We start from the raw sequence: 26,365 nt of genomic DNA, 5'->3' as shown, positions 1-26,365 counted from the left end.
GTTTTATTGTTCATTAGGTCTCTCCCCTGATTCTAAGTCATCTTAGTCGACTTCCGGGTTTCACGTCCACTTAATTTAAATACAAGAATACCACCGACTATGACCAGCACACCTATCAACTGGTTGAATGTAAAAGAAACCTTGTCCAGACCAAACCAGCCTAGTGAGTCCCACAATAAAGCAAACCCGAGCTGTGATATCAGAATGATAGAGACGGCATACGTAGGACCAAGCAGCCTGATCCCTTGTACCAGGCAAATTACTACTCCTATTCCGATCAAACCACTGATCCAATACCAGGGATGCATATTTTGCAAGGTAAACATATGTTTCCCTTCAAAGATTAGACCGATAGTCAGTGAAGCTACGAATCCCATACCCAACACTAAGGTGGTTGTTGCCCAAGATCCCGCACGTTCATTCACCTTACTGTTGAAAATATTTTGCAATCCAACCAGTGAACCCGCGATAAGCGCCAATATTAGACCTGAATTCATAACCTTTGCTCCCCCATTTGCTGATTATATTCCGATGCTTAATGGTATAGCATTGTTTGCCTGCTACATGAATGAATAAGTCTATTTGTAAATATTTTGACTTGCCAACGCACTTAATCCTTCTCTATCCTTAACAAGGATGAACTCTTTGTTGCGCTCAATCAGACCTTCTGTGCAGAACTTTTGGATGACCCGATTCAGATGTCTGTAGCTGGTTCCAATTAAGTGCGCTGCATCCGTTAGACTGGATGTGCTTAGTTGCCCTCTAAATAAAGAATCAGATTCATCAAAGGATACAGACAGCAGATAACTTGCCAATCTCACTTCCACCGGATACATCAAATTGAAACTCAGGGAATTGGATTTAATAAAAAACTTTTTTGTAATTATTTCCAATAAAAATTGCAGCAGCGGGGAATAATCGCTGCCGTATTTTTTCAACCAGTGCTGATGAACACCGATCATACATACAGACGATACCGCCTCAACCGTATTGATAATGTCGATACCTTGTATATATTCAATGTCCCCGATAACCTCAAGCGGTGTTTTAAAAGAGATAACAAGCGTTCTGCCTTCTGCCGAAGTGGTATAGATTTTAATCTTCCCCTTTACAAGCACGTACAGATACTTTGAAGGTTCTCCTTGGGAACAGATGAGTTCCCCTTGATCAAAGATGAATAGCGACAAATGCGGTATTAATGCTTCATTAAATGTGGATTCCAACTGATAAGCATGCAAATAACGATTCAATTGCTCACGATCTTGAATTTCTTTCATTACCCGGTTTCACCTCTATCCTTTCATCCGTCACAATCCGGAATGTTCGATCGATCAAAATTTCAGTACAATTACACCGACCATCATCATTCCGATACCGATGAACTGCGGCAGCCTCATCTTCCTCTTCACCACGCCGAACCACCCTTTACTATCGATTAAAAAAGTCAGACACAGCTGGGCAATCAGAAGAGCAGATATAGTAAAGGTAACACCGATCTGCTGAATAGCCGTGACATTACTGAAGATAATGACCGCGGCTAAGGCGCCGCCAGTTAGATATAACGGCTTCACTTGCTTAAGCCCTTGCCAATTTCCATCTCGGACGAACATCAGGATAAGTAAGGCCATCATGAATCCGGTTAACTGGGTAACCGTCGCCGCTTGCCAAGTGCCAATATCCTGACTAATCCGGGAATTGGCTACTCCTTGCAGTGTAATACAGGCTCCGCCTAAAAAAGCAAATACATTCCCTCTCATGTTTTATTTCTCCTTCATTTGGACTTATCCATTATTAAATAATAGATTCAGGTACTTGGGGAAGGACAGATGTCCTCAGCTAGCCAAAGATTGTGTTCTTCTTCCCCATGATTAAGTATGATGCAGCGAAAATTGGTCGCTTGGGTACATGGTTTCCTTCACTATGCTCGATACCCACAACAAGGTCAAATGTGTATTCGTTCAATGTGTTGATTTTGTCCGTCTGATTGTTAACCTCATAGTAAGAGCGCCTCCTTGATGATGTTGGGTTATAAACCCTTTGACAAACCCATCATACCGAGGCGCTCCTTTTTTGACAAAATGCTATTTCTTAGGCCCTACAAGAATGTTGTCAGTGTCCGCGGCTCGGGATCTGGCAGCACAAAAGCAGGCCACCGAGGCAGCCTGCTATATGTCTTATATTCGATTCTGTGCTTAAAGAATAATGGGGAAAAATCCGTCTTTTATATATTGAGCAAATGGAATATGTCCTCCGGTCTTTTCATTACCTACCAGCGAGACCCCTGCTTCTTGGATTTCCTCTTCAATATTGTGGAATCCGGAACAAGCTTGGCATCCGCCTTTAATGATCCCCGACTTCATAACTTGCTTATATAACGCGTTAAAAGGATGATCTGCCTTACTGAGTTCATTTGGCCATTCAGTCCCAGCCCCGTCAAAAAGGATTTCTACTTCAAAGCCCTCATCATGCAGCTCTTGTCCATACAATAATCCATGAACCGCTTTGCCTACATCCTGTTGATTCGCTTGAACGATAATCACATACTTGTTTGCTGTTGCCATTTTCAATTCCTCCTCAAATTTTAATTATTACGCTGCAACGTTGGATTTGCAGAGGAAAACTCTACAAAATCCCAACGGATCGGCGTGCCGTTTTCCGTATACAGAACCTCATCGATCTCAAATCGAACCAACCGTTCCGCCCCCGAGAAACAGGAAATTTCATTCTCATCCCATATGATTTGGGATCGTCCGGTTAGCTGCAGGGAGTGGCCGGTATCAAAATCAATAAATAAAAGACCGGTGCTCGGATTACTATAAATATTCCCGAGGGTATTAAACATAGAGTTGCCGAAATAATCGGGAAAAAGCAGCGTGTTTTCATCGACAACCTTTATAAACCCGGGAGCACCTCCCCGGTGGGAAGCATCAGCGTTCCCTTCCGAGCTGATACTCCCAATAAAGAACGTGTCCGCATTGCGAATCCATTCTTGTTGTTCTGGACTTACATGGTAGCTTCGATGCGCGGACATCTGAGTTCTATGGAAACCGCCACTTGGCTGCAACGATCTTTTCTGTATGTACTTCGGGCAGTTTCCATACACTTGCTCCGTTGATACCGCCAATCGTCGATCCGCATCGAATTCTCCCTTTCCGTTAATCCTCATTCGAATCCTTCTGTTGAAATCAATCGCCAGCAAGCCGATCTCAGGACTCGATAACAAATTCCCGACCAAGGGATCGCTCGTAACAGGGCTGGATGTTATGGTTAACGCTGCCTCAGACTTTACGTCGATAAACCCCGGTTCGCCAGTTAGAAACGAACTCCATACTCTTCCGTCCCAATCAACGGATGACGCTATGATGAGTGATTGCGTCCTTAGAAATGCCATCGCCCCTTTGAAAATAGTAGGAGTTATGTTCGTACCATTATGTTGTGCAACGATATCCGCACCAGCTAGCTTTTGTACAGTCAATTCTCCTGCATGGTACACGCTGCTCATTTTTTCTCACCCCCTTTTTTAACCTCCATAAAGGCTATATGGGTATTATACATTAAACATTTTAACTTGCAAACATTAATTTTGGGTATTAATAAAAACAACGCAAAAATGAGCCTTAGAAATAATTCTAAGACTCATCTACGCTTACTTATTGATTTCGACGCCTTTCCAGGAAAGCCGCCACCTTCATTCGGTTGCCGCACGTTTTTTGGCTGCACCATCGGCGGGTGTTGTTTTTGCTGTTGTCATAAAAGTGAAGCACACAATCCGGATTCTCGCACTTCTTTACGAGATGAAGATCGTAATGACTGAAAAAATCGATTGCCGCCTCTGCAATGGGGATGAGAAGATCGATCGGCTTTTGGATCTTAACATGTCTTTCACTAGTAAATCGGCTATCCTTTCTAACCAGCCTAGTTGTAATGACCTGATCCGTAAGAAGGCTATTAATGCGCTCCATATCTTCCTCTGAAGCCTTGTCCTCTTCCTTGCATTTTTGAATCATGGCCAACAAACTGCTTCTGAGCGCTCTGGCAGCCGTCACGACCGGTTCTCCTTCTCCGCCACTCCCCCATCGTTGTTCATATTCCTCCATTTCTTTTTTACTAAGAAGATCCGCTTTGGACAACCAGCCCATCACATCCGAAAACTTCTCCAGTAAATCTACAGGCTTTCCATCAACCGCAATTTTCGTATTTGTAAAGTCCAAGACCGTATGGTTGCCAATAAAATAAAAGGCAGGGGCAATTTTTTTAGGCATGTTAAACTCCTTACTCCGCAACATCTTAAGCAGATTTACACTGCTCTTCTCCAGAACACAGGAAAAAGTACGACCTTATCCGAGGCTAATGCCTTGAGATCATTATACACCGCGGAAGAGGCAGATACACGTGTTGGTTGCCCTTCTGTTAACAAATCTGGACGACTGAGAGGTGACCTAATGAAAAAAAACGCTCGCAGAATTGTTTTTTTGGTGATACAAAAAAAGGATTAATGGCGGTTGGTTGTGGTATCGACATCTTCAGCTTTAATAAGCATTCCTGTAGATGCTAAGATTTTGGCTTTGAAAAAAGTACAAGCGTCCCTGTATGATGGATCATGTCACCGCCAGTGACTTACAGACCCATATTGAGGAGGACGCTTTACTATGAAGTTTAAACAACGTTACGCGGAAAATCAACGTATTGAGAGAATTACAACTCAGCATCTTGTAATCGGCATCGATATTGCTAAGGAAACACACGTTGCACGTGCGGTCAATTTTCGTGGAATCGAGATTGGACGATACATTTCCTTTAGAAATTCCGATGACGGCTTTACGAAACTGCTACATTGGTATCAGAAACTCCAAGAAAGTCACGGTTACACTTCCGTGCTTATTGGACTTGAACCAACAGGTCACTATTGGTTTAACTTAGCGGATTGGCTGACTGCCAGGCAAATCGAACTGGTGCTGGTGAACCCGCTAACAACGAAGCGAAACAAGGAAAATCGAGATAATTCCCAGTCCAAAAATGATGTGAAAGACGCTCTGGTGATCGCAGATGCCGTATGTCGCGGATTTTACTCTCTCTACGCCCCAAATGAAGCGATATATCAGCGTTTACGCACAATCATGAACAATCGGGAGTCCTGGTCGAAGGACCTTGCCCACATAAAAAATCGAATCTTTCGCTGGATAGACATCAACTTCCCTGAATATGGAAAAATATTTAAGGATTGGACAATTCCGCGTTCGATTGCAACACTCAAGTCTTTTCCCTTACCGATAGATCTCAAGGCTCTATCCGCTGAGGAGATCATTACAGGTTGGCGGAAGCATATGAAACGTGCCGGCGGTTCCAGCAGTCTACAGAAAGCGGCTCTACTTCTTGCTGTATCCCGTCGTTCCATTGGACGTACCACTTGCGAGCAGGAAGAAAGGCAAAACCTGAAGTACCTCCTTGAAGATTACGAGAAGCTTGCAGCAAGGCTGAAAGAGATTGAGCAGGAGATCCTGAAGTTGCTGGATATGATTCCCGACATCACTACTCCTCTACGCTCCATTAAAGGGCTCAGTACGCTCTTCATCGCCGCCATTTTGGCCGGAACCGGAGACCTACGTAACTATACACACGGCAACCAAATACTTTCTCATGCCGGTCTAAATCTTGCAGAGGACAGCTCTGGTAAGCATAAGGGTAAAATCGTTATCTCCAAACGAGGAAGGCGTCAGTTACGCAAGTACCTGTATCTCGCCGTAGTGCATCTAGTTACGAACAATCCGGCTTTCCGGTCATGGCATGACCACAACGTTCAAGTGAAGAAAATGAAGAAGAACCGCTCCATTTTTAAACTCATTGGCAAGCTCGCCCGTATTCTGATTGGGATTTCACGAAGTAAGGATCATTTTGATCCTACAATTGCGATGCCTCTGCAGGAGGCAGCTTAAAGTCGTTTTAATTGCTAAGTCGTCGTAACACATCTTTGTTTTTGCATGTTGGCTCATTCGCAGGATAAACAGCTATAAATAGCGCTGGCAGTACCGAGTGAAACATTCAAAAGGGCACAGACCCGTTGCTTAACAGCATCACCGGCCTCCACCTCTTGGACAGGTATAACGAAGGAATGTAAGGGCATAGACCCGTTGAGACATGGGAGGGTGAACCTCCAAGGGCATCGTGGAGAATAGCGCTCATACTGGATGAATATGGGAGATGGTACTTTCCCTCTGTTCCCGCATGCCTAAATTTCATAGAGTCTAGTAACTATCCTAGAAATTCAATCGGTATCCTCCATAAAAGGGGCAGATATCCTGCGAATGAGCGAGCATTAGCGAGAAAAACCTTTCATACAGAGGGAGGAATGTTTAAGTAATGAAGCTTCCGCAAAACCTCGTTGTATGGTTTACTCTGCTCATGTTCACTCTACGCAAACATTTTGTCGAATGGATGGGATTAATGGTATAATTTTGTAAACTATTATCGAAAGAGGGCATTCTATGCGATTGCATTTCAAACTAGACTCTCGCACAATACTAATTACAATTGTCATATATATGTTAGCTTTTTATGCTTGGAATTTCTCCGTTCCCCTGTCTTCCCGCTTGTGGTCGGTCGGTTGCAATTTGTTCTCGACAATTGGATCGTTAACCGCAGCCATTTGGCTGGCCATGGGCAGCCGCACCTACGAACCGACAGAAAGACGCTTCTGGCTTATTGTGACGTTCAGTGCATTCTGTTATTTTTGCGGTGACGCAACTTGGTTCGCGATTCAAGTAGTGCTCTCAAGTGAGGTCCCGTCTCCCGGTTTGCCCGACGTTCTTTATTTGCTGTGTACGTTGTCTTACATAATTGCGTTTATTCTAAAGATCCTGAAGCGGAAATTAAAGTTTAGTTTGGACCCGATGTTTGATATCGCAATCATTATGGCGGTAGCCATAAGCATGAGTTGGGAATTCATTGTTAAGCCTATTTTCTTACTGGGCGGAGGCGCTATTACGTCATCTATACTCGTCTCCCTCGTCTACATTACAAGCGACTTAGTTCTTCTTCTCGGTGCTCTCTGTTTGTATTGGGTGATAGAAAATGTTCATAGCAAGAAATCAATGCTTTGTTTTATTTTTGGAATGATTCTCCAAATTACCGCGGACTCGGTTTATTATTCTCCTTTTGCAAACTCAAACGGGTGGATTTACGCGATCGTCGATCCTCTTTACACACTCTCCCTTTTTCTTATCGCGTTCGGGGGCTATCTTAGCCGCAAACCAGGAACCAAGAACAGAACACCAGAAAATCGTCAGGTCTATAATGGAGCGATCCGCCTGGCGCTGCCTTATGTGATGATCATAATTCTGCTTGTTACCTTGTTCCTTTCAACAGGAACAAGTCAGCATCGTCATATGGGGATTCGCTACGTCCATTGTTCTGATTATTCTCCGGCAGTTCAGCAGCTATCGGGACAAGCTGAAGAACGCATCAGAAGAATTGCGTAGCACCCGCAATTACTTAGACTCCTTCGTGAACCATACGTCTGATGCCATTCATGTGGAGGATCTAAACGGAAAAGTATTACAAATGAACAGCGCCTTCGAAAAAATGTATGGCTGGAGCGCAGATGAAATATTGGGCAAGCCTCTGTCGAACATTCCGGACCAGCTTGAACAAGAATACGAGAAAATACTAAGGTCAATCTACCAACATGAATCTATTACAGATTACGAAACGGTCCGGTATACCAAAAGCGGACATCACATTGATGTCAGTATCACGATCTCTCCGATCCGAGACGACAAAGATGAGGTCGTCGCTATTGCTTCGATTACGCGGAACATCACAGCCCGCAAACAATCGGAAGAAGCTCTGCTTCAGTCGGAAAAACTTTCCGCAATCGGCCAGTTGGCCGCTGGTGTCGCCCATGAAATCCGCAATCCGTTAACAACACTCAAAGGGTTCGTCCAGCTTCAGCAGAAAGGCATTTCTGTAAAAGAAGACAACTTGAAGGTAATGCTCTCTGAATTGGACAGGATTAACTTAATCGTCAGCGAATTTCTCTTCTTGGCCAAACCGCAGGCAAGCAACTTTCAAACGGTGGATATCAAGGCAATCTTGGAGGATATCGGGGTATTTTTGCAGCCTCAGGCTATTTTACATAACATACTATTCACAATGACCTTCCCAGCAGAACTGCCACCCGTTTATGGGGAAATGAATCAACTGAAGCAAGTCTTCATCAATGTACTCAAAAACGCAATGGAAGCAATGCCAAGTGGCGGTACTGTAAGGATTGAACTGTTAACTGAGACACCCAAGCATAACATCGTGCGGATCATCGATCACGGATGCGGCATCCCACAGGAAGCGCTAAATCGTCTTGGCGATCCTTTCTTTACGAGCAAAGAGAACGGAACAGGCCTCGGTCTCATGGTCAGCAAACGAATAATCACCAACCATAAAGGAACAATTTCGTTCGAAAGTAAACCTGGACAAGGCTCAACTGTCGATATTCGTTTGCCCACAGCGCACTAACGTGCGGTTGTTTGATTTCTTTCTCATGCCGACAGCAAACTCTACTATAAAAAAATTTAATCAGAACAGTACTACGACTATTGATCACTGCCGTTCAAAATAACTTATCTTATGTATTGTAAAAACCAGTCCCTCAAAAGGGACTGGTTTTGCTGCCTATATTCAATCGTTCTCTTTTTGTTGAAGAATAGGTTTTATATTAATAACCCCAAATCAACTGATGTCTCTATTCGTACATCACCTATAAAGAAATGTGATGCGTTATTAGGTGAAACAGCATCTGGAGCAATGCTTCCAAGTAATAATGCTGTTCTATCTCTGGAATGTGGATTGGAGAGGTTTACCACATTAACCTGCCCGTTAGTTTAACGCCCACGGCCAGTCTAAAACTTTATTTCCATCGGACACCATGATTACATAGCACCCTTGATAGACGCAAAAAAGCGGCTGCGACAGGAATGTATTGCTACAGTTATGAACTGTTTGTGAGCTAGGTAGTCTTTTCACACTTCTCTACATTTAATATTTTCCACTCATTATTCTTCTTCATCAAAGTAATTACAATGACCTCATTTGAATCATGATTTCCTTGGTCTAAAGAATGAAATCCATCATTGTACAAAAAACTGACCTCCACAACAGCATTTTTATTGTTTGCTTTAAGTATATTTATCGGCTTTTCAATCAGCTTACCTATGTAAAATGGCTCGTCTGTAAAAATCTTCTCGGCAGGACTATTTTTCTCAGTTAGCTTTAAAAGATTCAGTTTATTATTCTCTTCTTGTATAGCATTGAAGAATAAATCAATGACCGTTGTTATAGTTTGATCTTCTTTCTGGCTGGAACAACCTATTCCTGTGAAAAGAATAATATGAATGATGATGAAAGTGCGTACTAACATATTTCAACCAATCACCCCAAACAACAATATTAATAGTGTTATAAGGAACTAACTATTTCACTACAAAAGAACCCCGATTAAGCTTTTCCAACTGCTCCGGTGTCAGGTGTTTGATTTTATCTTTACCTTGCACTCCGGAAATGGTTAGACCTCTCTTTTTTAGCGACTCATGAAAGTCATTCATCTGCTTCTTAGTAAGGAGTGTCAATTCATGTTTATCCTCAATATAACCTAGCAAATAGCCAATAACCTCTCCGGCCAGAGCAGTGTTAGGTTGAATTCGGGCACTACCATACGCAGGTCCGGTTGCCCCAACGTTTTTTCCTGCAACAATTACATTTTTAAATCCTTTTGATATAAAAGACCGTAGTGGCATGCCGTACAAATCAGGATCTCCTTTAGAACTTCCCCATACAGAGTTTTGTGTCCCTTGTAGGTCGAGCGGGTATCCGGCAATGCTTACGTTATCCCAAAAGGTCTTACCGCTCATTAGATCTGAAGCCTCAAGTACATACTCCGTTTCGTATCGGTCATAATCTCTTATATATAAATAATCGGGATAACCGTTCAGCTCTGCTTTTTCCCAACCAGGTAACTCCTTACGAAGGTGTTGAAGTACCAGTGCGGTTTCACTTCTCCCTAGTTCCTTTGCCTTTTGAAGACTATCTGGATTCGCAGCGTCTACGTTATAGACGAGCAGTGCGTTAATCATTGCTTCACCGTTTAGCTGATTCACTGTATTAAGACCACGAAGGAAAACTTCTGAAGTGGTTGGCTTATATCGGGCTCCTACTTTACTGAATCCCCAAGTAAACATTTCTGTAACGGTCGTACCACTACCGTACTTTTCCTCAATTTCTTTTCGACTCAAGTTGTTTACTTCTTTTTTAAAGGTATTCCAATCAACGTTCTTAAACTTCATCATAAGCGAAGACGCCATATAATCCTTAGCCCCACCAAATACAAGTTCTACCCCCTGAATGCGGCTCAGCCCCAAACGGCTTGTCATCGCTGCAAAATCTGTATTCTCTACAAAATATTTGGCGGTAATACTTTTTTCCTGGCCATCTTTTGTGCGATAGTGAAGCTGGTTGATCTGCTTTAGGGATGTACTCGAATCAGTTGCAACCTCAAGTTTTGTGATGGTAATGCCTGATTCCATCGGAATACCCTCGATGAGCTTATTATAATAAGACTCAAATTCCAAAGATTTGCGGATACTGCCGTCTTTATAAGCATCAAATAGTGTCTTCACTTTACCTTGAAGAAGCGATCTACCACTATCCGACTGAGGTTCGTCCAAGTATAACATTTGCCCTTGGATTAATTGCCCACCTGGTTTCTCTCTTGGATCCAAAATAACCACTGAAAGACCTTCTTCCCGCGCAGCATCGGCTAAATATATACCTTCAATTTCAGAACCAATTAAAACAATGTCTGGACGGCTGGGATCGGCAGAAACTGTTTTTTTCACTGCACTTTCTTTATCCTTACAACCGGATATTATTAGGATCGTTACCAACAAAATAACCTTAACCGTAGCTTTATGCATAAGCATGCTTAAATTTATCTCCTTTTCCTAAAATCCACTATTATCCAGTAATACTAATAGTTAGACGATAACCACGAATAATAGTTGCACTTACGATTAAAAGTTTACATAATCATCTAAATGTGGCCGCGCAATCCATTATACTGAAAAGGCTTAAGCCGAGAATCCGACTAGATTCGATTAGTCCCTGGCAGCCGATTAACCTTCCATGGAACAATACAAAAAGAAGCTCCTTTCCCAGTGAGGGACAAGCTTCTTTTTTCTTTGATTTTCTCTTGTTTTCTATACCGTCGATTTCCGGACCCACCTGCCAGTTGCTGAACTATCGTTTTCCGTTAGTTCAATACAATTTTCAACTGACTAATCAATCTAAGCCACGCTAGTGTATGTTATCAGAAGATAATGCCTTCTTCTAAGCATCAACTATAATATCTCTTTTCTAAATGATATTAGCCTCAGTTGCTCATCTTCCTTGAAGTTATTACATTTAGACAATGCAACATCAAAGAACTCATCGTCTCTTTCATTCATTCGAATTGATTTACAGACATATTCCGTCTTGCCTTTGTCTGTACTCCATGCGTCTCGTGTGTTATCAACTATCCAATTTATTTCTTTACCATTTGAATTTACGTCATGAATCAATGGACCGCTATCCATTGTCGGAGAAATAATCATTAAGTTATCTCCTTTACCTTCATTAAATCTTTTCACCATTTCATCTACACGATCCAAATCCACTTGGTCAAGGTTAATAATAATTGACTTGTTTTTGTTTGTTTTTTCTTTATGAGATTGTTGATTTAAGAGTATAAAAATGACACCGATCAATCCAATAAAGACGATTAGTTGAATGTAAATTATCGTTTTCTTGTATTTAACGATTTTCCACCTCCGCAATAATTCCATATTTTGACTCCATAATATTGTACTACCTGAATTTATTTTTCTGCCCGCTGTTTTCGCCGGATGCTGTAAAATCTCATTCCTTCAGGAATGCCTTTGATTTCGAGGATACCGTCATAAATCATCTCTCTCAGTCGGTATTCAAAATAAGAATCACCGATATCCTGTTCGCAATAAGCAATAGCTTCTCCAATCAGACGGGGGGATATCAGAAATCCGTTATTGCCACTGGGTGGCTTCAGATCGTCCAGTTTCTCAAGCAAGTATTGGTCGTAATAATCGACAGATACAGAGAACACTACACCATCCTGCCAATTACGCAACGTTCCGCCTTGATCCGAAATGGCCAGCCATTCCTTTGCCAGCAGCGTCATATCAGCAGTGCCCAACTTATTGTTACCGTTCATACGGATAAGCGCTTCCTGAAGCTTGTCCGGCGGTATTTCACCTGAGTGCCTATATTCGATGAAGGCGTCCGGGCGGTTGTAAAGCTCTTCACATGTCGCGCAAGCATCACACACACTAATAATGTTTCGTTTATTGCGCAGCAGGTGTATCGCGTGTCGCATCCCTATCTGCTCACGTACACTGCGGCTGATCCAGACAATTACTTCTGCCTGTTCCGGAATTTGTTCCAACTTGTATAGCAGATCGTTGTACTCTTCTTCAAATTGAATGTAAGTCTCGAATGATTCCGTGATATTCTCGTGAAACCAGTCGCTCCGTGCCTTTCGCCCTTCTGTCGAGTCCAGATTGCCGAGTGGACCAATGGTGTAATTCTCTTTCATCGTAATTAGCTTGTGCGTTTCCGTCCATCCGACTCCTTTGAGTGCTTGCTTCATACCACCTGCAAAGGACTCGCCAACAACGATGTGCACATGCGTGCAACCTGGATCAGGATCCCAGAACGCCTTTTTTTCTTGATCTCCCATCAATTCATCGTTCAGCTCAATCAACTCAGCATCTGTCCCTTCTTCCTGCTCTTTCAGTAATCTAATTTGCTTTAATGCAAGCCTGAGATATAACATCAAATCTGTGTCCTTGAAACTATCGACTGCCATTTTTATTTCAAGTTTATCTTTCATTTGCTTTCCCCTCCTTCACGATTAGAGGCCTCATACTCCTAATCGGCTGGCTAACTCTCATCTACCACCATCCAATTTTAACATATTTCTCCACTAACCTGCCCGTTCGTAACGCGACTACCGTTCGGCGTTGTTATTTAGCTCCCCCGTCAGTTAGATCAACCAGAAATTGACGTGATCAAGATTACTAAACTCTTGAAAACAAAAAAAGCCCTCGTCCTCGAAAAGGACGAAAGCTGTTGCTCACGTGTTTCCACCTAAATTTACCGATCCCTCACGGTGACCGGCCTCTACAGGTACGTCAGTCACCGCATGAGGTGATTATACCCTGGCACGTTAACGGGTGCGCCCGGTGCGGCCTACTACCTCACCGGGAGGGTTCGATGCACAGCTCTGAGACCATGTTCGTCAGACGTTTCTTTACTCCTTTGCACCTACCGGAGCTCTCTGTTAAAAGAACTGGGTCCTACTACTCTTTCTCGTTTGCCTTATTCATATTCCTTATATATCCTTGGCGGTAAGTGGGCGACCACGGAATTCCAAGCTGGCGATGTGCTTAATTTCGGTATGTTCTTGCTGCACTGCTCACTCAAAAATACGACCAATCAGTATCGGATCAGCGTTGATGCGAGGTATCAGTCTGCTAACCAGAAGGTAGATGAAAGATGGAAAGACAAAAAGACACGGGGACATTTTAAATAAGTTCCTTAAAGTTCAAATAACATTTAAAAAAACCACAGCATGCAGCAGCCTGTTAAATCTTAACTGGCTGTTGCATACTGTGGTTTTCTCACAAAGACTACATGCATTTCGCACATACGCCATAAAACTCGACCTGATAGCTTTCAACCTGGAACGCACCTTTTTGGTTACCGACTGCCATCAATGCTTCGGTCTTTGCCGGCTCCAAATCGTAGATCTCACCGCAAACCTTACAATTGAAATGCCAGTGTTCCATTTCGTTGACTTCAAAGTTACTGGATTTGTCGCCATTCGTGAGCTCTTTGACGACTCCGATCTCTTTCAACTTCTTTAGCGTGTTATAGACTGTCGCTTGACTGACATAAGGAAATTTCTCGGTCATCAGGGTATAAATCCGATCCGCTGTCGGATGTGACAATTCGAATAAGAGCTCGACGATATGAACGCGCTGTGGAGTAAGACGCAGCCCTTTTTCTTTCATATGGTCTAATATCGTCTCCTTACTCATTATGATCCCCCTCTTTTCCTTTATTTTCCTTTTTGAACTTTAATAAAACTATAGCAAAGAACAGTATTTGTCGTTAAATACTGCTCCTTGCTTTACGTTATAAGTGCGTTTTACTTCAGATCGAAACGATCCGCATTCATTACTTTAACCCAGCTAGCTACAAAGTCGCGCACAAACTTTTCTTGGTTATCGTCTTGCGCATATACCTCTGCAATGGCACGCAGAATGGAGTTTGAACCGAATACAAGGTCAACAGTAGTCGCTGTACGCAGGATTTTACCCGTCTTGCGATCGCGTCCTTCAAATAGATCTCCGCCTACTGGGTTCCATTGTACGTTCATATCAAGCAAGTTAATGAAGAAATCGTTGGTGAGTGTGCCTACACGTTCGGTGAATACGCCGTGTTTGGTTCCCTCGAAGTTCGTACCTAATACACGCATACCGCCAACAAGAGCTGTCATTTCCGGAGCAGTCAGGTTGAGCAGATGTGCCTTGTCTACTAGAAGCTCTGCTGAGCTGATGCTATAATTCTTCTTCTGATAATTGCGGAAACCATCAAAGATTGGCTCTAGCACTGCGAAGCTTTCTACATCCGTTTGCTCTTGTGTTGCATCACCGCGTCCAGGAGTGAAAGGAACAGTTACGTTAAAGCCTGCATCACGGGCAGCTTTTTCCACCGCGGCGCTGCCGCCAAGTACTATCAGATCAGCGAGGCTCATTTCAGCATCAAGCTCTGATTGAATACCTTCTAAGATCGTAAGCACTTTAGTCAGTTGTGCAGGTTGGTTCACTTCCCAGTACTTCTGTGGGGCAAGACGGATACGAGCACCGTTTGCGCCGCCACGCATGTCAGAACCACGGAAAGTGCTAGCCGAAGCCCAAGCTGTAGTTACCAGTTCACTGACGGTAAGGCCTGAGTTTATAATTTTTGTTTTAAGATCTTCTACTTGTGCGTCTGTTAACGTATATCCAACAGCCGGCACAGCATCTTGCCAGATGAGAACTTCTTCAGGAACTTCTGGCCCTAAATATCTGGCAAGAGGACCCATGTCACGGTGAGTAAGCTTAAACCATGCACGAGCAAATGCATCAGCAAACTCATCTGAATTCTCATAGAAACGACGAGAAATTTTCTCGTAGGCAGGATCCACACGCAATGCCATATCTGCGGTAGTCATGATCGTCGCAACACGAATGGATGCATCTTCTGCATCAGGAGCTAGATGCTCTGCAACAGGATTGACTGGCGCCCACTGATTTGCGCCTGCTGGGCTTTTCGTAAGCGTCCATTCATACCCAAACAGTAGTTCAAAATAACCATTATCCCACTGTGTCGGATTCGCTGTCCAAGCACCTTCAATTCCGCTGGTGATGGTGTCGCGGCCTTTACCGGAGCCGTGCGAGCTGAGCCAACCTAAGCCTAGTGCTTCAATAGCAGCAGCCTCCGGCTCTGCACCCACATGCGCAGCATCGCCTGCACCATGTGCTTTACCAAATGTATGTCCACCGGCTACGAGTGCAACGGTTTCTTCATCGTTCATACCCATCCGTTTGAACGTTTCGCGAATATCACGAGCACTTGCAAGTGGATCTGGATTGCCATTAGGACCTTCTGGATTCACATAGATAAGTCCCATTTGAACGGCAGCAAGCGGATTCTGAAGCTCGCGATCACCTGTATAACGCTTATCCCCTAGCCACTCCGTTTCAATACCCCAGTAGATGTCTTCTTCTGGGTGCCACACGTCAGCACGTCCGCCGCCAAAACCAAATGTTTTGCCGCCCATCGATTCAATAGCGACATTACCAGTTAGAATGAACAAGTCGGCCCAAGAGATTTTGTTGCCATATTTTTGTTTAATCGGCCATAGTAATCTACGAGCTTTATCAAGGTTGCCGTTATCCGGCCAACTGTTAAGGGGAGCAAAACGCTGTGTTCCGGTTCCGCCACCTCCACGGCCGTCACCTGTACGATATGTACCTGCGGAGTGCCAAGCCATACGAATAAAGAACGGACCATAATGTCCGTAGTCAGCTGGCCACCAGTCTTGACTGTCAGTCATGAGAGCAGTTAAATCCTGCTTAAGCGATTGATAGTCTAATTTTGCAAATTCCTCTGCGTAATCAAAATCGTCTCCTAAAGGATTCGTTTTCCGGTCATGCTGATGGAGAATGTTCAAATTCAACTGATTAGGCCACCAGTTTCTATTCGTCGTACCACTAGATTTGTGCGTTGAAGCGCTTCCAGTGCTTCCATGCGAGAACGGGCATTTTCCTGAATTAGCAGCATCCATAGAGTTCATTTAAACCTCTCCATTCAATTTATAATAAGTTCTTAATAATAATAACTCTAATATAAGTTATAAACCTTTTTGGGATAGAAATCAACGTATTTATCTATGACTGACCAATCCACTAACAAGGATTTCCAGACACCTCTGCGCTGATAATCAGACATCCAATACACAACCTAATCCAATTAATATTGGGGAGTTGGCTCCAGATTGACCGTAATACCGTTAAACCCACTTTTAACAAAAGTCACTCTATGATACTCTGTTTTAAAGAAATCCTTTTCAAGGTTAACTTGCTCATAACCTATATTCCGGTTAAAACGTTAACGTATTTTCAGCAAAATAGGGACCGTCAGACTACGCGGCAGCCGGCGATCCCTATTTAAGTAACGTTCGCCGTTAGTTCAATGATCTGATTAGAACAACTTGGCAAGTTTGATATCTTCAAAAGGTACGTTTTTTTTGATATCAAATACCCGCACGAATGTTACATCGAAGCTTGGAAAAGGAGATAATGCTTCTCTCGCAGCCAATTTCATTTCTATAATTTCTGCTTCATTCATGCCCCATTTTGTTTGACCCAAAGTCAAATGTGGAATGAAGTGATCCAACTCTATATGCCTTTCAATAAGTTCGGGCGGTGGGGAAACCGCATCTACCAAGTTCTTGTGTAGGTTATATATCTCTTTCGATTCAACGCTAAGGAATGTAACCGCTGTTCCGAATGTTGCTGGTTCAGACAAAGTTAACTGGAAGATTGGAAATGAAGAACAAGTTTCTCTTACTTTTTCAAGCCAATTCATATCCTCCGTAAGTCCACTTTGGGCTTTAACAGTAATATGAGGCTCCACAAGATCCCTAAAGCAGTTATTAGCCCATCGATTTCGAAATGTCTTAGCCCATTTATTACGAAATACCGAAATTTGTTCTTTATAATCTTCAGGTGGAACGATTCCTATGAAAAAATGCATTTTTACACCCCTTTATTGGTTTACTTCGCTTCCATAAAAAATTATCCAATTCGTAATGTGGAATATTCAATTTCACAGATAAGTTTCTTAGCTAAAGTTGTTTTCCCACTCACCAACGGAACCAATAATATGTATTTTTCTCGGAGCATTCCTATTCATTTCGATCCGAACATTTAGTGTTAAACTGCCCGTTAGTTCAACGATCTGGAGCAGGTCGCTATGGCGCCTGCTCCAGTTGTAGTCATTTCACTATCGTTTCCGTTAGTTTAACGAGTTCATTTCTTTTCCATTGTGTCTGTTCTGTAAGGCTTCGATAAATCTACTTATAAACGCAATAAATAAATAGCCAATAGTACCGCCTAAAGTATTTAATATGAGGTCGTCAACATCAAACTCGCGACTTCTTACAAAGCCTAAATATCCGAGTATAAGCTGGGAAATTTCAATGGTAAGGCTTACGAGAAAGACAGTGAGTATAGACTTCGAAATTCGTTTAAGTTTGAATAACATCGGCAAATAAATTCCAAGCGGCATTAACACAATTAAATTATATAACGATAACTTTACGGAATTCCAAAAGGACCAATCCAATCCATTATTTCGATAAATACTTAACCAGTCACCTATAAAATAAAATGGAATTAGTTGCATCAAAACTGGTACGGAATCATTCTGAGGAGGAAATATAATACCTCCCGTTGTCACTTGAACTACATTTAGTAGATAAAAAATAAAACTATAAAAAACTGCTCTTCTAATAACGTTCTTGGCTTTATTTCTAATAAAATCAATAAGAACATACATAATCAAGAATAATGAACCTATTGTGACAACATCATAAATTGAATACAATTTTCTCCACCTTGTTTCTACAAAATTATGTTATTTGGTAATTTTGATATTCCTATTTATCAAAATTACCATTCATTCGGCATATTTCCTATTTGAGTTGCCCTTTCGTTATGGAACTATCGTTTCTCGTTAGCTTAGTGACTCGCCTTCACAATGAACTCCTTTAACAACAGATACTGTTTCATTGGGAATTCATGATTTATCCATTTTTCTTTATATCCATCTACTCCGTGCTTCTGTAAGATTAAATCCAATGCGATTATAACTGCTTGAATAAACTCTATGTATAGACATGTTTCATTCAAATCGGTTACTAACTCCTTTTTCGAGTACATATCTTCATAAGAACTAATTTTTACATTAAGGTGTTTACTGTCAGCTCTTTCTAACGTCCAAACTGTTCCGCCTGGTTCCTCCATCCATTCGAAAGTTGCTTGCTTCACAGGAAAAGGAGTCAAATCAGGAGTAACGGAAATCAAAGACTTCAACAGTATATACAATGCATCTGATAAATAACTTGGAGAAAAATAGGCTTCTTGTGAGTTAATCTTAATTGAACCAAGAGCCCAGCCAGCACCATCTAACGTATAAATAAATTCCATATTCCATCACCATCAAAGAAGATTTATTTCATTTCATAAATGATTGATTGGTAACAAAGAACAACGGACAAAGAGAATCCCACGTACTAGTTCGATATAATTAACTTCCTTTAAGAATTTTCTCTATGACCTTATAAAAAGCAAGTTCCGCAGTACCACCTTTACCCTTAATTATCCCTCCGTTACTTTCGTGTACATGAACTACATAACCATGACCCATTGTTTGCATTCTAAAGTAAAAGTAAAGCCGTTATCTGACAACCAATTCATTAAGTCGGATAAACTAGGAAGCCAAGTCCCTTCTTTATAAACAGATGATGGTGCTAGCAAATCTCCTTGTGGTAAGATTCGACCTCCTACTATCCATTCTTCATTATTATATTTGTAGAAATCGAAGGGTGCCTTCTCAAAAAGAACCCTCATGTCATCCACATAAGGGCTCTCACTATTTCCTATTGGGCAGCGTAGACGTGTTCTAATTCTAGAGCTACCTCTTTAATATCATAGCCGGCTAGTCGAATCGCTCGGATTCGCTCATCAACCGGGACAGGATCACTGCGTATCGCCTTCATTAACCATTGCACCCATACGGCAATGTCTTGCTTCAAACACACGAATGCGAAAAAACCTGCTCTCAGATTCGCTTCTTCTGGTAAAACATCGGATACCACACAGGGAACTCCTGCCGCTTGCGCTTCAATCAAAACCATGGGTAAACCATCTTTGAATGAAGGAAGGACCATGACATCGAATTCCTGAAGGAGCTCAGAAATATCATCCCGCAGTCCTAATAGATGAACGCGGTTTTGGATCCCTTTTTGCTCGATCAGTGCTAGAATCTGAGGCCGCAATGCACCATCCCCAACCAAAATAAGCCTCGCATTCGGCACACGATACAGCAGCTCTTCAAAAATCTCAATCAGGAATGAATGATTCTTAGCTGAGCTAAACCGTCCAATATGACCAATGATTGGCTCCTCCAATGGAATATCCAAGTGCTCGCGGAGCGTCATGGTCTTCTGTACTCTACTTGTAAATCGATCGACATCTATCCCATTACGGACCATTCTGCCGCGTTTATCTTGAGACCATTGGTACCCGAATAGCGCCTGACTTGCCGTGATCGAGCTGCTTACCCAATTGGTGGCAAATCGCTGAATCATATTTCTCTTCAACCATCGAGATACCTTAGTAGTTGAGGAAGAGTATGTATAATCACTTATGCTGTGACAATGTACAATACGAATTTCAATGCCAAACAGCCTTGATGTTAACAACGTTAAGACACTAGCCTCATAGGTATGACTATGTAAAGCATGGTAGGGACCGTGATGTTGAATCGCCGACTTTAACTCATATATGTAACCCATCCAGCCCGCCCTAGGCTTCTGCAGGATGAATATCCTCCCACCGAATGCTCGTATTTCTTCATCATAATCTGAAGGATTATGTGTGTGGACAACGAAATCGAATTGAATCTTCGATCGATCCATGTGCCGATATACATTCATAATAAAGCTTTGCGCTTCTCCACGATTCATATCACTAATATGATGTAATATCCGAACGGGTTGATTGCTCAACACACTTTTCCCCCTTAGATTTGCACAAGTGAAGTCCTCATAAGCAAAAGCCAAGATGGTTTTTCCATCGTATCGATGAATACAATGACTTGGAATATAAATGATTTTGAAAAGGGGAGCGAGAGGATTAGTAAACGAGAGGGTAACAAATGTAAACGCTATATCAATAGAATTGTAGCATGAAAATTACACAATGCCTATATGATTATTAAGATTTGATAAAGATTCGTAGTCGTACATGCCCATTTTTAGTAGAAAATAGAAAAGTACAGAGAAACTCTCTGGATAAAGAAAGCTTCTCTGCTTTGTTTAAGTGCATGCCAACTATTGCGTTTAAATCCCTGGAAAACCGGGTTTATACGGCGGGTAGTAGGGGCTTTGCGGGTAGGGATAAGGCGGATATGGCGGCGGAGGGTATGGATATGGATAGTAAGGCTGCTTCGCATATAAGTATGGGGCCACTACCCACGGCAGCAAATTTGTCAGTCCGCCATATCCATAGTGCGGATGAAAACCATGGCCATAGCCACCATAACCAGGGCCGCCATGTCCAGGACCGCCATAACCAGGGCCGCCATAACCAGGACCGCCATGTCCAGGACCGCCATGTCCAGGGCCACCATAACCAGGACCGCCTCCGTGCCCACCTTGTGGCGGACGTAATTCTTGCTCTTCTGGTTTCGTCATTTTCTGGATCACTCACATTCTTGTATAGTTAACTGCCTACAATACTGTATGTGTGCGATTGCCTAGTTGGTGATCACTTCTCCAAAAATTGGGCGGATACTTTCTTATGCTTGGTAACAATCTTATTACTTCCGATCTTTCCAGATATCGCAGAGTCCGACGAAAAAAACAACAATTGTCGTGATCACAATAAACCGAATATCCCAAGCATTGGGAAAATCATTCACATTAGTACCCGAAGCACGGAGAACAAGAACAAATAAGAGCAGTACTAAATCAAAAAACATACAGTAGGCCATGCGAGCTGAAAGCTTATGAAGTGGTAGTTTGTCCAATATTTTGCCGAATCCAAAGACGTCTGACCATCTGCCGGGTTCGTTGGATTTTTTCTGGGGGGAATGGTCCTCTTGTCGATCAGAGATCGGCTTTTGCTCGTTTTGCATCTTTCTTGCCAGCACCTTGCCTAGACTCGTGGACATCCAACCACATCAGGATGGCTCCGCCGAAGCTAAATCCCGCTATACAAATTCCCCCCAAAGGAGATAATAACCCCATCTCCCAAGTCATCACGAAAGCTAGAAAACTCACCACAAATAAAAGAAGTGCACCTGTCTTTTTCATTGAGTTGCCTATCATAATCTCTTGCACCTCCTCTATCGTAAGATCTTATAGTATATGAGAGATTACTAGATTCGGTGATAAACAGTAGACCGTGCCTTTACAAATGAAAAAAGGACCTGAGGGGTCGTCTGAACCGCCTCAAGTCCTTTTTATTTCCACTATGAAGTTTTATCTGTTCAGCAAACTCCCTACATAACGCAGCAGCTCATTAGCACATACAGGGCAATATCCGTGCTCATCAATCAATTGCTTTGTCACATCATTAATTTTCTTCAATTGCTTCTCATCCGGTGTCTTCGTGGAAGTCGTTATTTTCACGATATCTTTTAAATCAGCGAAAAGCTTCTTCTCAATTGCTTCACGCAGCCGCTCGTGACTGCTGTAATCGAATTTCCGACCTTTACGGGAATAGGAGGAAATGCGGATCAGGATTTCTTCTCGGAATGCTTTCTTAGCATTTTCAGAAATGCCAATTTGCTCTTCAATGGAGCGCATCAGGCGCTCATCCGGATCCATTTCCTCACCGGTAAGCGGATCCTTGATTTTCCCCCAGTTACAATAAGCCTCAATATTATCGAGATAGTTATCGAAAATGGTTCTAGCTGATTCTTCGAAGGAGTAAACGAACGCTTTCTGCACTTCTTTCTTGGCAATATCGTCGTATTCCTTGCGCGCCACAGAAATGAAATTAAGGAACCGCTCACGCTCATCCTTCGTAATCGACGGATGCTGATCCAAACCATCTTTCAAGGCACGCAGGACATCTAGCGCGTTAATGCACTGAAGATCTTGGCGAATTAATGCACTTGAAATTCGATTGATGACATAACGCGGATCGATCCCGCTCATACCTTCTTCTTGGTATTCATTTTGCATTTCTTTGAGATCCGCTTCTTTGTAACCTTCCACAACTTCACCATCATACATACGCATTTTCTTGACTAAATCCATCCCTTGCTTCTTCGTTTCTTTCAAGCGGGTAAGAATGGAGAAAATCGCAGCAACCCTGAGCGCGTGCGGAGCAATATGAATATGAGACATATCACTCTGTCCGATGAGCTTGTAGTAAATTTTTTCTTCATCCGAAACCCGAAGGTTATACGGAATTGGCATAACAATCATCCGCGATTGCAAAGCCTCATTTTTCTTGTTCGCAATAAAAGATTTATACTCGGTTTCATTCGTATGCGCAATGATCAGTTCATCGGCACTAATGAGGGCGAACCGTCCTGCCTTAAAGTTACCCTCCTGTGTGAGAGATAGTAAGTTCCAGAGGAATTTCTCATCGCATTTCAGCATTTCCTGAAACTCCATAATCCCCCGATTTGCCTTATTCAGCTCCCCGTCGAACCGGTAGGCACGCGGATCGGATTCGGAACCAAACTCCGTAATGGTAGAGAAGTCTATACTTCCCGTCAAATCGGCAATATCCTGTGATTTCGGATCGGATGGACTGAACGTACCGATACCTACACGCGCTTCTTCTGAAACGAACACACGCTCAACATGAACATCTTCAATACAGCCGTTGTACTCGGTTTTTAAACGCATTTGACAGGAAGGACACAAGCTGCCTTCAATCTTTACTCCCAGCTCTCGCTCGATCTCGGGACGCAGCTCCATAGGGATCAAATGAAGTGGTTCCTCATGCATCGGACAACCTTTAATCGCATAGACAGCCCCTAAGTCAGTTCTAGCAAATTGCTCCAGCCCTCTTTTCAGCATGGTCACAATGGTTGATTTACCACCGCTTACAGGACCCATCAGCAGTAATATCCGCTTACGAACATCCAATCGACGGGCAGCGGAATGGAAATATTCTTCCACCAGCTTCTCAATGGCTCGATCCAGGCCGAAAATCTCTTTGTTGAAGAATTTGTAGGATTTGTGCCCGATTTGGTCATTGATTCCTTGCGAAGCAATCATATCATAGACCCTTGAATGCGCTGTTCTCGCGAGTCCAGGATTTTTGCGAAGCAATTCTATGTACTCCGCGAACGTACCGGTCCAGCTCAATGAATCCTTCTCCGTACGATGCTCCGAAATTCTTTTGAATATGTCCATGGGTACCTCCTTTCACTGCTGCCTTTCTTATCTAGGTCAGCTCGTGATGGTGAATTGTGTACTACAATCCTATGCACTCATGGAGGATAACTTGCCCGAAATTTTTTAACTGTAATGGATTTCTCGCTTTACTATTATTGGTTAACGTAATGGATTAGCAGTTGCGAATCCAATCATCTAATGAATGACAATAACTGGAATTAGATACCCGTCCATACAAGTCTCAACGATTATTTTCTATAAAGCTCATACGTTCTGCCAGCTTCAACTCGAAACTCTACAACTGACTGGTCCCCGCCTAAGGCGATATCTTCTCCCCCGCAGCGGACTAGAACGTCATGACTTGTACGGACTCTACATAAGCCAGCCTTCGCTGCGCTGATGATCGCTTCCGATAGTTTTCCATCGGTCCACTTCAGGTCGACGACGTATCCGCCGCGCCCCCTTAGTCCTCTCACTTCACCCTCAGACCACACAGGCGGCAGCGCAGGAAGTAAGTTCAACTCATCGGCATGAGATTGCAGCAGCATCTGGGCAATGCCAGCCGTGGCACCGAAATTCCCGTCAATTTGAAAAGGAGGATGCGCATCAAAGAGATTGGGATACGTTGATTTGCACAGCATGTGGTTTAAATGTGCATACGATTGTTCGCCATCTTCCAGTCTTGCATACATATTGACAATCCACGCACTGCTCCAACCCGTATGCCCGCCACCATTTTCCAATCTCCGCTGCAGTGTGGCTGCAGCTGCTTTGGCTAATTCCGGTGTGCGATGCGGGTTGATTTGGGTTCCCGGATGCAGCGCAAACAACTGTGAAATATGCCGATGACCTGGATCATCCTCCTCATAGTCCTTCAACCATTCCATGATCTGTCCGTGTTTGCCAATCTGCGGCTTAGGCAGCCGCTCCAGCAGCGCGGAGTACCGCTCACGAAGCTCACTATCGACCTGCAGCAGGAGACTGCTCTGTTTACACGCCTCGAACAACTCACGGATGATCTGCGTATCCATAGAAGGCCCCATGGTCAATGCCCCTCTAGTTCCATCCGCCAATACATACACGTTTTCTGGAGAGACTGATGGTCCCGTCACAAGCTGTCCATCTGGCGATTCCACCAAATAATCAAGGAAAAAAGCTGCAGCATCCTTCAAGATCGGGTAGGCTCTATGCCGTAAAAAATCCATATCTTCGGTAAAAACAAAATGCTCCCATACGTGTAAGCTTAGCCATGCAGCTCCCATCGGCCATATCACACATGTCGGGAACAATCCTTCAGGCCGCGTCTCTCCCCATAAGTTCGTGTTGTGATGAGCGACAAAGCCCGAGCAGCCATACAGCTCGCGCGCTGTTTGCCGACCACTGACCTGCATTCGTTCGATATGGTCGAACAGCGGTTCATGACATTCCGATAACCCGCAAACCTCAGCTGGCCAATAATTCATTTGTGTATTGATATTAATTGTATATTTGGACTCCCAAGGAGGTGTAAAGCTGTCATTCCAAATGCCTTGGAGATTCGCGGGCAGACATCCTGGGCGGGAGCTGGCGATCAGTAAATAACGGCCGTATTGAAAGTAAAGCTCCATCAAACCGCTATCCACAGTCGATTGATCCCCTTGTAGAAGCTTCAAACGCTCATCCGTTGGCAAATCATCAAAAGGATCGTTTTCCGTCAAAGACAAACTCACCCGATTGTACAATTCCTGATAATCTTGAATATGCCGGCGTTCTATTTCGTCAGCATTGAACCGATCGGCGCCATCAATTTGAAGCTTGCAGGCTGCTAATGGATCTGACTCTCGAAATGTGCTGGCTGCGGCAAGCATCAATGTCACAGAGCTAGCCCCTTCCACAGACAGGAAGTCGCCAATCACGGACACATGACCATCCTTGGATTTGGCTTTCAACACACAAGCATATTCAACACCATGCTTCCCGCATTCTCCGCCCATCCAAATACTACCCTCCGACAATGCGCCGGTTTCCCCCTCAAAAGGTCTGCGATTCAGATTCGCAGAGAAATGAAGTTTGCCTGGTTGATCGCACTCCAATTGAATCATCATCACTTGATCGGGACAGCTGGTAAACATCGTACGACGGTAATTGACTCCGCCCACCCTATAAGTTGTACGAGCGATGGCTTTCTTCAAATCCAATTCTCGCCGATAATCTTCAACTTCGCCTTTCTGGTCATGAAAATAAAGCCTTAGGTCTCCCAAAGGCTGATAAGGATTATAATATTTAGGTGTGGAAAAGAGCGCCATTCGTGTTAATCGCGTAGCTTCCAAGACGTTTCCGGCAAAAAGCAGCTCTCGGATTTCTTCTAAATATCGAGAACCATCGGGGTTGATGCCATCTTTAGGACCTCCGTACCAGATGGAATCTTCATTTAATTGAATTCTTTCCTCTTGCACTTGACCAAAAATCATCCCGCCCAGTCGACCGTTACCGATCGGAAGCGCTTCTACCCACATCTTAGCAGGCTGAAGGTACCACAATTTCTCGCGATTGTTCAAGTTTATGCCC

24 protein-coding genes and 1 pseudogene are annotated in these 26,365 nt (G+C 43.2%); 3 read left to right on the top strand and 22 right to left on the bottom strand.

Features of this window, described 5'->3' with window-relative positions; all coding sequences use genetic code 11:
* Positions 1-32 precede the first annotated feature (32 nt).
* The 6 genes from QFZ80_RS03075 to QFZ80_RS03050 all read right to left on the bottom strand — a co-directional run bounded on the left by QFZ80_RS03075 (position 33) and on the right by QFZ80_RS03050 (position 4,262).
* Complete coding sequence (locus QFZ80_RS03075; protein WP_307548999.1) at positions 33-497, bottom strand: DMT family transporter; 465 nt, start codon at positions 495-497, stop codon at positions 33-35.
* Between the two features lie 81 nt (positions 498-578).
* Positions 579-1,277 carry a Crp/Fnr family transcriptional regulator gene (locus QFZ80_RS03070; protein WP_307549001.1) on the bottom strand — a complete coding sequence of 233 codons (699 nt, stop codon included), beginning with the start codon at positions 1,275-1,277 and terminating at the stop codon, positions 579-581.
* A gap of 54 nt (positions 1,278-1,331) precedes the next feature.
* Positions 1,332-1,757, bottom strand: coding sequence for a DMT family transporter (locus QFZ80_RS03065; protein WP_307549003.1), 426 nt, complete (start codon positions 1,755-1,757; stop codon positions 1,332-1,334).
* 435 nt (positions 1,758-2,192) lie between these two features.
* On the bottom strand, positions 2,193-2,561 hold the full coding sequence (locus QFZ80_RS03060) for a hypothetical protein (RefSeq protein ID WP_307549005.1): 369 nt from the start codon (positions 2,559-2,561) through the stop codon (positions 2,193-2,195).
* A gap of 20 nt (positions 2,562-2,581) precedes the next feature.
* Positions 2,582-3,502, bottom strand: coding sequence for a pyridoxamine 5'-phosphate oxidase family protein (locus QFZ80_RS03055; RefSeq protein ID WP_307549007.1), 921 nt, complete (start codon positions 3,500-3,502; stop codon positions 2,582-2,584).
* A 148-nt stretch (positions 3,503-3,650) separates the two neighbouring features.
* Positions 3,651-4,262, bottom strand: coding sequence for a CGNR zinc finger domain-containing protein (locus QFZ80_RS03050; protein ID WP_307549009.1), 612 nt, complete (start codon positions 4,260-4,262; stop codon positions 3,651-3,653).
* A gap of 387 nt (positions 4,263-4,649) precedes the next feature.
* Here QFZ80_RS03050 and QFZ80_RS03045 point away from each other — a divergent pair, with 387 nt between their 5' ends.
* The 3 genes from QFZ80_RS03045 to QFZ80_RS03035 all read left to right on the top strand — a co-directional run bounded on the left by QFZ80_RS03045 (position 4,650) and on the right by QFZ80_RS03035 (position 8,508).
* Complete coding sequence (locus QFZ80_RS03045) at positions 4,650-5,933, top strand: IS110 family RNA-guided transposase (protein WP_307545751.1); 1,284 nt, start codon at positions 4,650-4,652, stop codon at positions 5,931-5,933.
* Positions 5,934-6,482: 549 nt separating this feature from the next.
* Positions 6,483-7,475, top strand: coding sequence for a hypothetical protein (locus QFZ80_RS03040; RefSeq protein ID WP_307557190.1), 993 nt, complete (start codon positions 6,483-6,485; stop codon positions 7,473-7,475).
* On the top strand, positions 7,468-8,508 hold the full coding sequence (locus QFZ80_RS03035; protein ID WP_307557188.1) for an ATP-binding protein: 1,041 nt from the start codon (positions 7,468-7,470) through the stop codon (positions 8,506-8,508). Before QFZ80_RS03040 ends, QFZ80_RS03035 begins: the two co-directional genes overlap by 8 nt.
* Before the next feature lie 490 nt (positions 8,509-8,998).
* On the opposite strand, the gene QFZ80_RS03030 is transcribed toward QFZ80_RS03035, so the two are convergent.
* The 16 genes and pseudogenes from QFZ80_RS03030 to QFZ80_RS02960 form a co-directional block, all read right to left on the bottom strand.
* Positions 8,999-9,409, bottom strand: coding sequence for a hypothetical protein (locus tag QFZ80_RS03030; RefSeq protein ID WP_307548945.1), 411 nt, complete (start codon positions 9,407-9,409; stop codon positions 8,999-9,001).
* Positions 9,410-9,461: 52 nt separating this feature from the next.
* Positions 9,462-10,883, bottom strand: a complete 1,422-nt coding sequence (locus tag QFZ80_RS03025) for an FAD-dependent oxidoreductase (protein WP_307548947.1) — start codon at positions 10,881-10,883, stop codon at positions 9,462-9,464.
* A gap of 501 nt (positions 10,884-11,384) precedes the next feature.
* On the bottom strand, positions 11,385-11,870 hold the full coding sequence (locus tag QFZ80_RS03020; RefSeq protein WP_307548930.1) for a DUF4362 domain-containing protein: 486 nt from the start codon (positions 11,868-11,870) through the stop codon (positions 11,385-11,387).
* A 32-nt stretch (positions 11,871-11,902) separates the two neighbouring features.
* The gene (locus QFZ80_RS03015; RefSeq protein ID WP_307548931.1) at positions 11,903-12,952 is read right to left on the bottom strand and encodes a DUF1835 domain-containing protein; all 1,050 of its coding nucleotides are present in this window, start codon (positions 12,950-12,952) and stop codon (positions 11,903-11,905) included.
* 799 nt (positions 12,953-13,751) lie between these two features.
* Positions 13,752-14,162, bottom strand: a complete 411-nt coding sequence (locus QFZ80_RS03010) for a Fur family transcriptional regulator (protein WP_307548932.1) — start codon at positions 14,160-14,162, stop codon at positions 13,752-13,754.
* Between the two features lie 110 nt (positions 14,163-14,272).
* Positions 14,273-16,465, bottom strand: coding sequence for a catalase/peroxidase HPI (katG, locus tag QFZ80_RS03005; RefSeq protein WP_307548934.1), 2,193 nt, complete (start codon positions 16,463-16,465; stop codon positions 14,273-14,275).
* Positions 16,466-16,872: 407 nt separating this feature from the next.
* Positions 16,873-17,427 (bottom strand): 2'-5' RNA ligase family protein, encoded by a 555-nt coding sequence (locus QFZ80_RS03000; protein ID WP_307557185.1) that lies wholly within the window; start codon positions 17,425-17,427, stop codon positions 16,873-16,875.
* Between the two features lie 19 nt (positions 17,428-17,446).
* Positions 17,447-17,586, bottom strand: a pseudogene (locus QFZ80_RS38790) (DNA topology modulation protein FlaR); the annotation flags it as partial.
* A gap of 102 nt (positions 17,587-17,688) precedes the next feature.
* The gene (locus tag QFZ80_RS02995) at positions 17,689-18,279 is read right to left on the bottom strand and encodes a VanZ family protein (protein WP_307557183.1); all 591 of its coding nucleotides are present in this window, start codon (positions 18,277-18,279) and stop codon (positions 17,689-17,691) included.
* Between the two features lie 134 nt (positions 18,280-18,413).
* Positions 18,414-18,881 carry a hypothetical protein gene (locus QFZ80_RS02990; RefSeq protein WP_307557181.1) on the bottom strand — a complete coding sequence of 156 codons (468 nt, stop codon included), beginning with the start codon at positions 18,879-18,881 and terminating at the stop codon, positions 18,414-18,416.
* 452 nt (positions 18,882-19,333) lie between these two features.
* Positions 19,334-20,464 (bottom strand): glycosyltransferase, encoded by a 1,131-nt coding sequence (locus QFZ80_RS02985; protein WP_307549033.1) that lies wholly within the window; start codon positions 20,462-20,464, stop codon positions 19,334-19,336.
* A gap of 333 nt (positions 20,465-20,797) precedes the next feature.
* A complete protein-coding gene (locus tag QFZ80_RS02980) occupies positions 20,798-21,151 on the bottom strand; it encodes a hypothetical protein (RefSeq protein ID WP_307557179.1) in 354 nt (117 codons plus the stop codon).
* Positions 21,152-21,276: 125 nt separating this feature from the next.
* On the bottom strand, positions 21,277-21,594 hold the full coding sequence (locus QFZ80_RS02975; protein ID WP_307549037.1) for a hypothetical protein: 318 nt from the start codon (positions 21,592-21,594) through the stop codon (positions 21,277-21,279).
* The gene (locus QFZ80_RS02970; RefSeq protein WP_307549039.1) at positions 21,566-21,787 is read right to left on the bottom strand and encodes a hypothetical protein; all 222 of its coding nucleotides are present in this window, start codon (positions 21,785-21,787) and stop codon (positions 21,566-21,568) included. The genes QFZ80_RS02975 and QFZ80_RS02970 overlap by 29 nt, the downstream gene beginning before the upstream one ends.
* A 153-nt stretch (positions 21,788-21,940) precedes the next feature.
* Positions 21,941-23,836 (bottom strand): PrkA family serine protein kinase, encoded by a 1,896-nt coding sequence (locus tag QFZ80_RS02965; RefSeq protein WP_307557177.1) that lies wholly within the window; start codon positions 23,834-23,836, stop codon positions 21,941-21,943.
* 230 nt (positions 23,837-24,066) lie between these two features.
* On the bottom strand, positions 24,067-26,355 hold the full coding sequence (locus QFZ80_RS02960; protein ID WP_307557175.1) for a glycoside hydrolase family 95 protein: 2,289 nt from the start codon (positions 26,353-26,355) through the stop codon (positions 24,067-24,069).
* Between the last annotated feature and the right edge of the window lie 10 nt (positions 26,356-26,365).

The organism is Paenibacillus sp. V4I7 (genome assembly GCF_030817275.1).
Classification (GTDB): Bacteria; Bacillota; Bacilli; order Paenibacillales; family NBRC-103111; genus Paenibacillus_E.
The sequence above is the reverse complement of the archived record's forward strand: the minus strand, read 5'-3'. Positions and strand labels throughout refer to the sequence as shown.

What these genes read in the sequence shown, in the direction of transcription:
- QFZ80_RS02975 (WP_307549037.1), bottom strand. Translation starts at nt 21,594, where the DNA reads ATGCAAAACGAGCAAAAGCCGATCTCTGATCGACAAGAGGACCATTCC.
- QFZ80_RS02970 (WP_307549039.1), bottom strand. Translation starts at nt 21,787, where the DNA reads ATGATAGGCAACTCAATGAAAAAGACAGGTGCACTTCTTTTATTTGTG.
- QFZ80_RS03020 (WP_307548930.1), bottom strand. Translation starts at nt 11,870, where the DNA reads ATGGAATTATTGCGGAGGTGGAAAATCGTTAAATACAAGAAAACGATA.
- QFZ80_RS03070 (WP_307549001.1), bottom strand. Translation starts at nt 1,277, where the DNA reads ATGAAAGAAATTCAAGATCGTGAGCAATTGAATCGTTATTTGCATGCT.
- QFZ80_RS03050 (WP_307549009.1), bottom strand. Translation starts at nt 4,262, where the DNA reads ATGCCTAAAAAAATTGCCCCTGCCTTTTATTTTATTGGCAACCATACG.
- QFZ80_RS03015 (WP_307548931.1), bottom strand. Translation starts at nt 12,952, where the DNA reads ATGAAAGATAAACTTGAAATAAAAATGGCAGTCGATAGTTTCAAGGAC.
- QFZ80_RS03065 (WP_307549003.1), bottom strand. Translation starts at nt 1,757, where the DNA reads ATGAGAGGGAATGTATTTGCTTTTTTAGGCGGAGCCTGTATTACACTG.
- QFZ80_RS02980 (WP_307557179.1), bottom strand. Translation starts at nt 21,151, where the DNA reads ATGACGAAACCAGAAGAGCAAGAATTACGTCCGCCACAAGGTGGGCAC.
- QFZ80_RS03040 (WP_307557190.1), top strand. Translation starts at nt 6,483, where the DNA reads ATGCGATTGCATTTCAAACTAGACTCTCGCACAATACTAATTACAATT.
- QFZ80_RS03010 (WP_307548932.1), bottom strand. Translation starts at nt 14,162, where the DNA reads ATGAGTAAGGAGACGATATTAGACCATATGAAAGAAAAAGGGCTGCGT.
- QFZ80_RS03060 (WP_307549005.1), bottom strand. Translation starts at nt 2,561, where the DNA reads ATGGCAACAGCAAACAAGTATGTGATTATCGTTCAAGCGAATCAACAG.
- QFZ80_RS03075 (WP_307548999.1), bottom strand. Translation starts at nt 497, where the DNA reads ATGAATTCAGGTCTAATATTGGCGCTTATCGCGGGTTCACTGGTTGGA.
- QFZ80_RS03055 (WP_307549007.1), bottom strand. Translation starts at nt 3,502, where the DNA reads ATGAGCAGCGTGTACCATGCAGGAGAATTGACTGTACAAAAGCTAGCT.
- QFZ80_RS02990 (WP_307557181.1), bottom strand. Translation starts at nt 18,881, where the DNA reads ATGGAATTTATTTATACGTTAGATGGTGCTGGCTGGGCTCTTGGTTCA.
- QFZ80_RS03000 (WP_307557185.1), bottom strand. Translation starts at nt 17,427, where the DNA reads ATGCATTTTTTCATAGGAATCGTTCCACCTGAAGATTATAAAGAACAA.
- katG (WP_307548934.1), bottom strand. Translation starts at nt 16,465, where the DNA reads ATGAACTCTATGGATGCTGCTAATTCAGGAAAATGCCCGTTCTCGCAT.
- QFZ80_RS03045 (WP_307545751.1), top strand. Translation starts at nt 4,650, where the DNA reads ATGAAGTTTAAACAACGTTACGCGGAAAATCAACGTATTGAGAGAATT.
- QFZ80_RS02965 (WP_307557177.1), bottom strand. Translation starts at nt 23,836, where the DNA reads ATGGACATATTCAAAAGAATTTCGGAGCATCGTACGGAGAAGGATTCA.
- QFZ80_RS03030 (WP_307548945.1), bottom strand. Translation starts at nt 9,409, where the DNA reads ATGTTAGTACGCACTTTCATCATCATTCATATTATTCTTTTCACAGGA.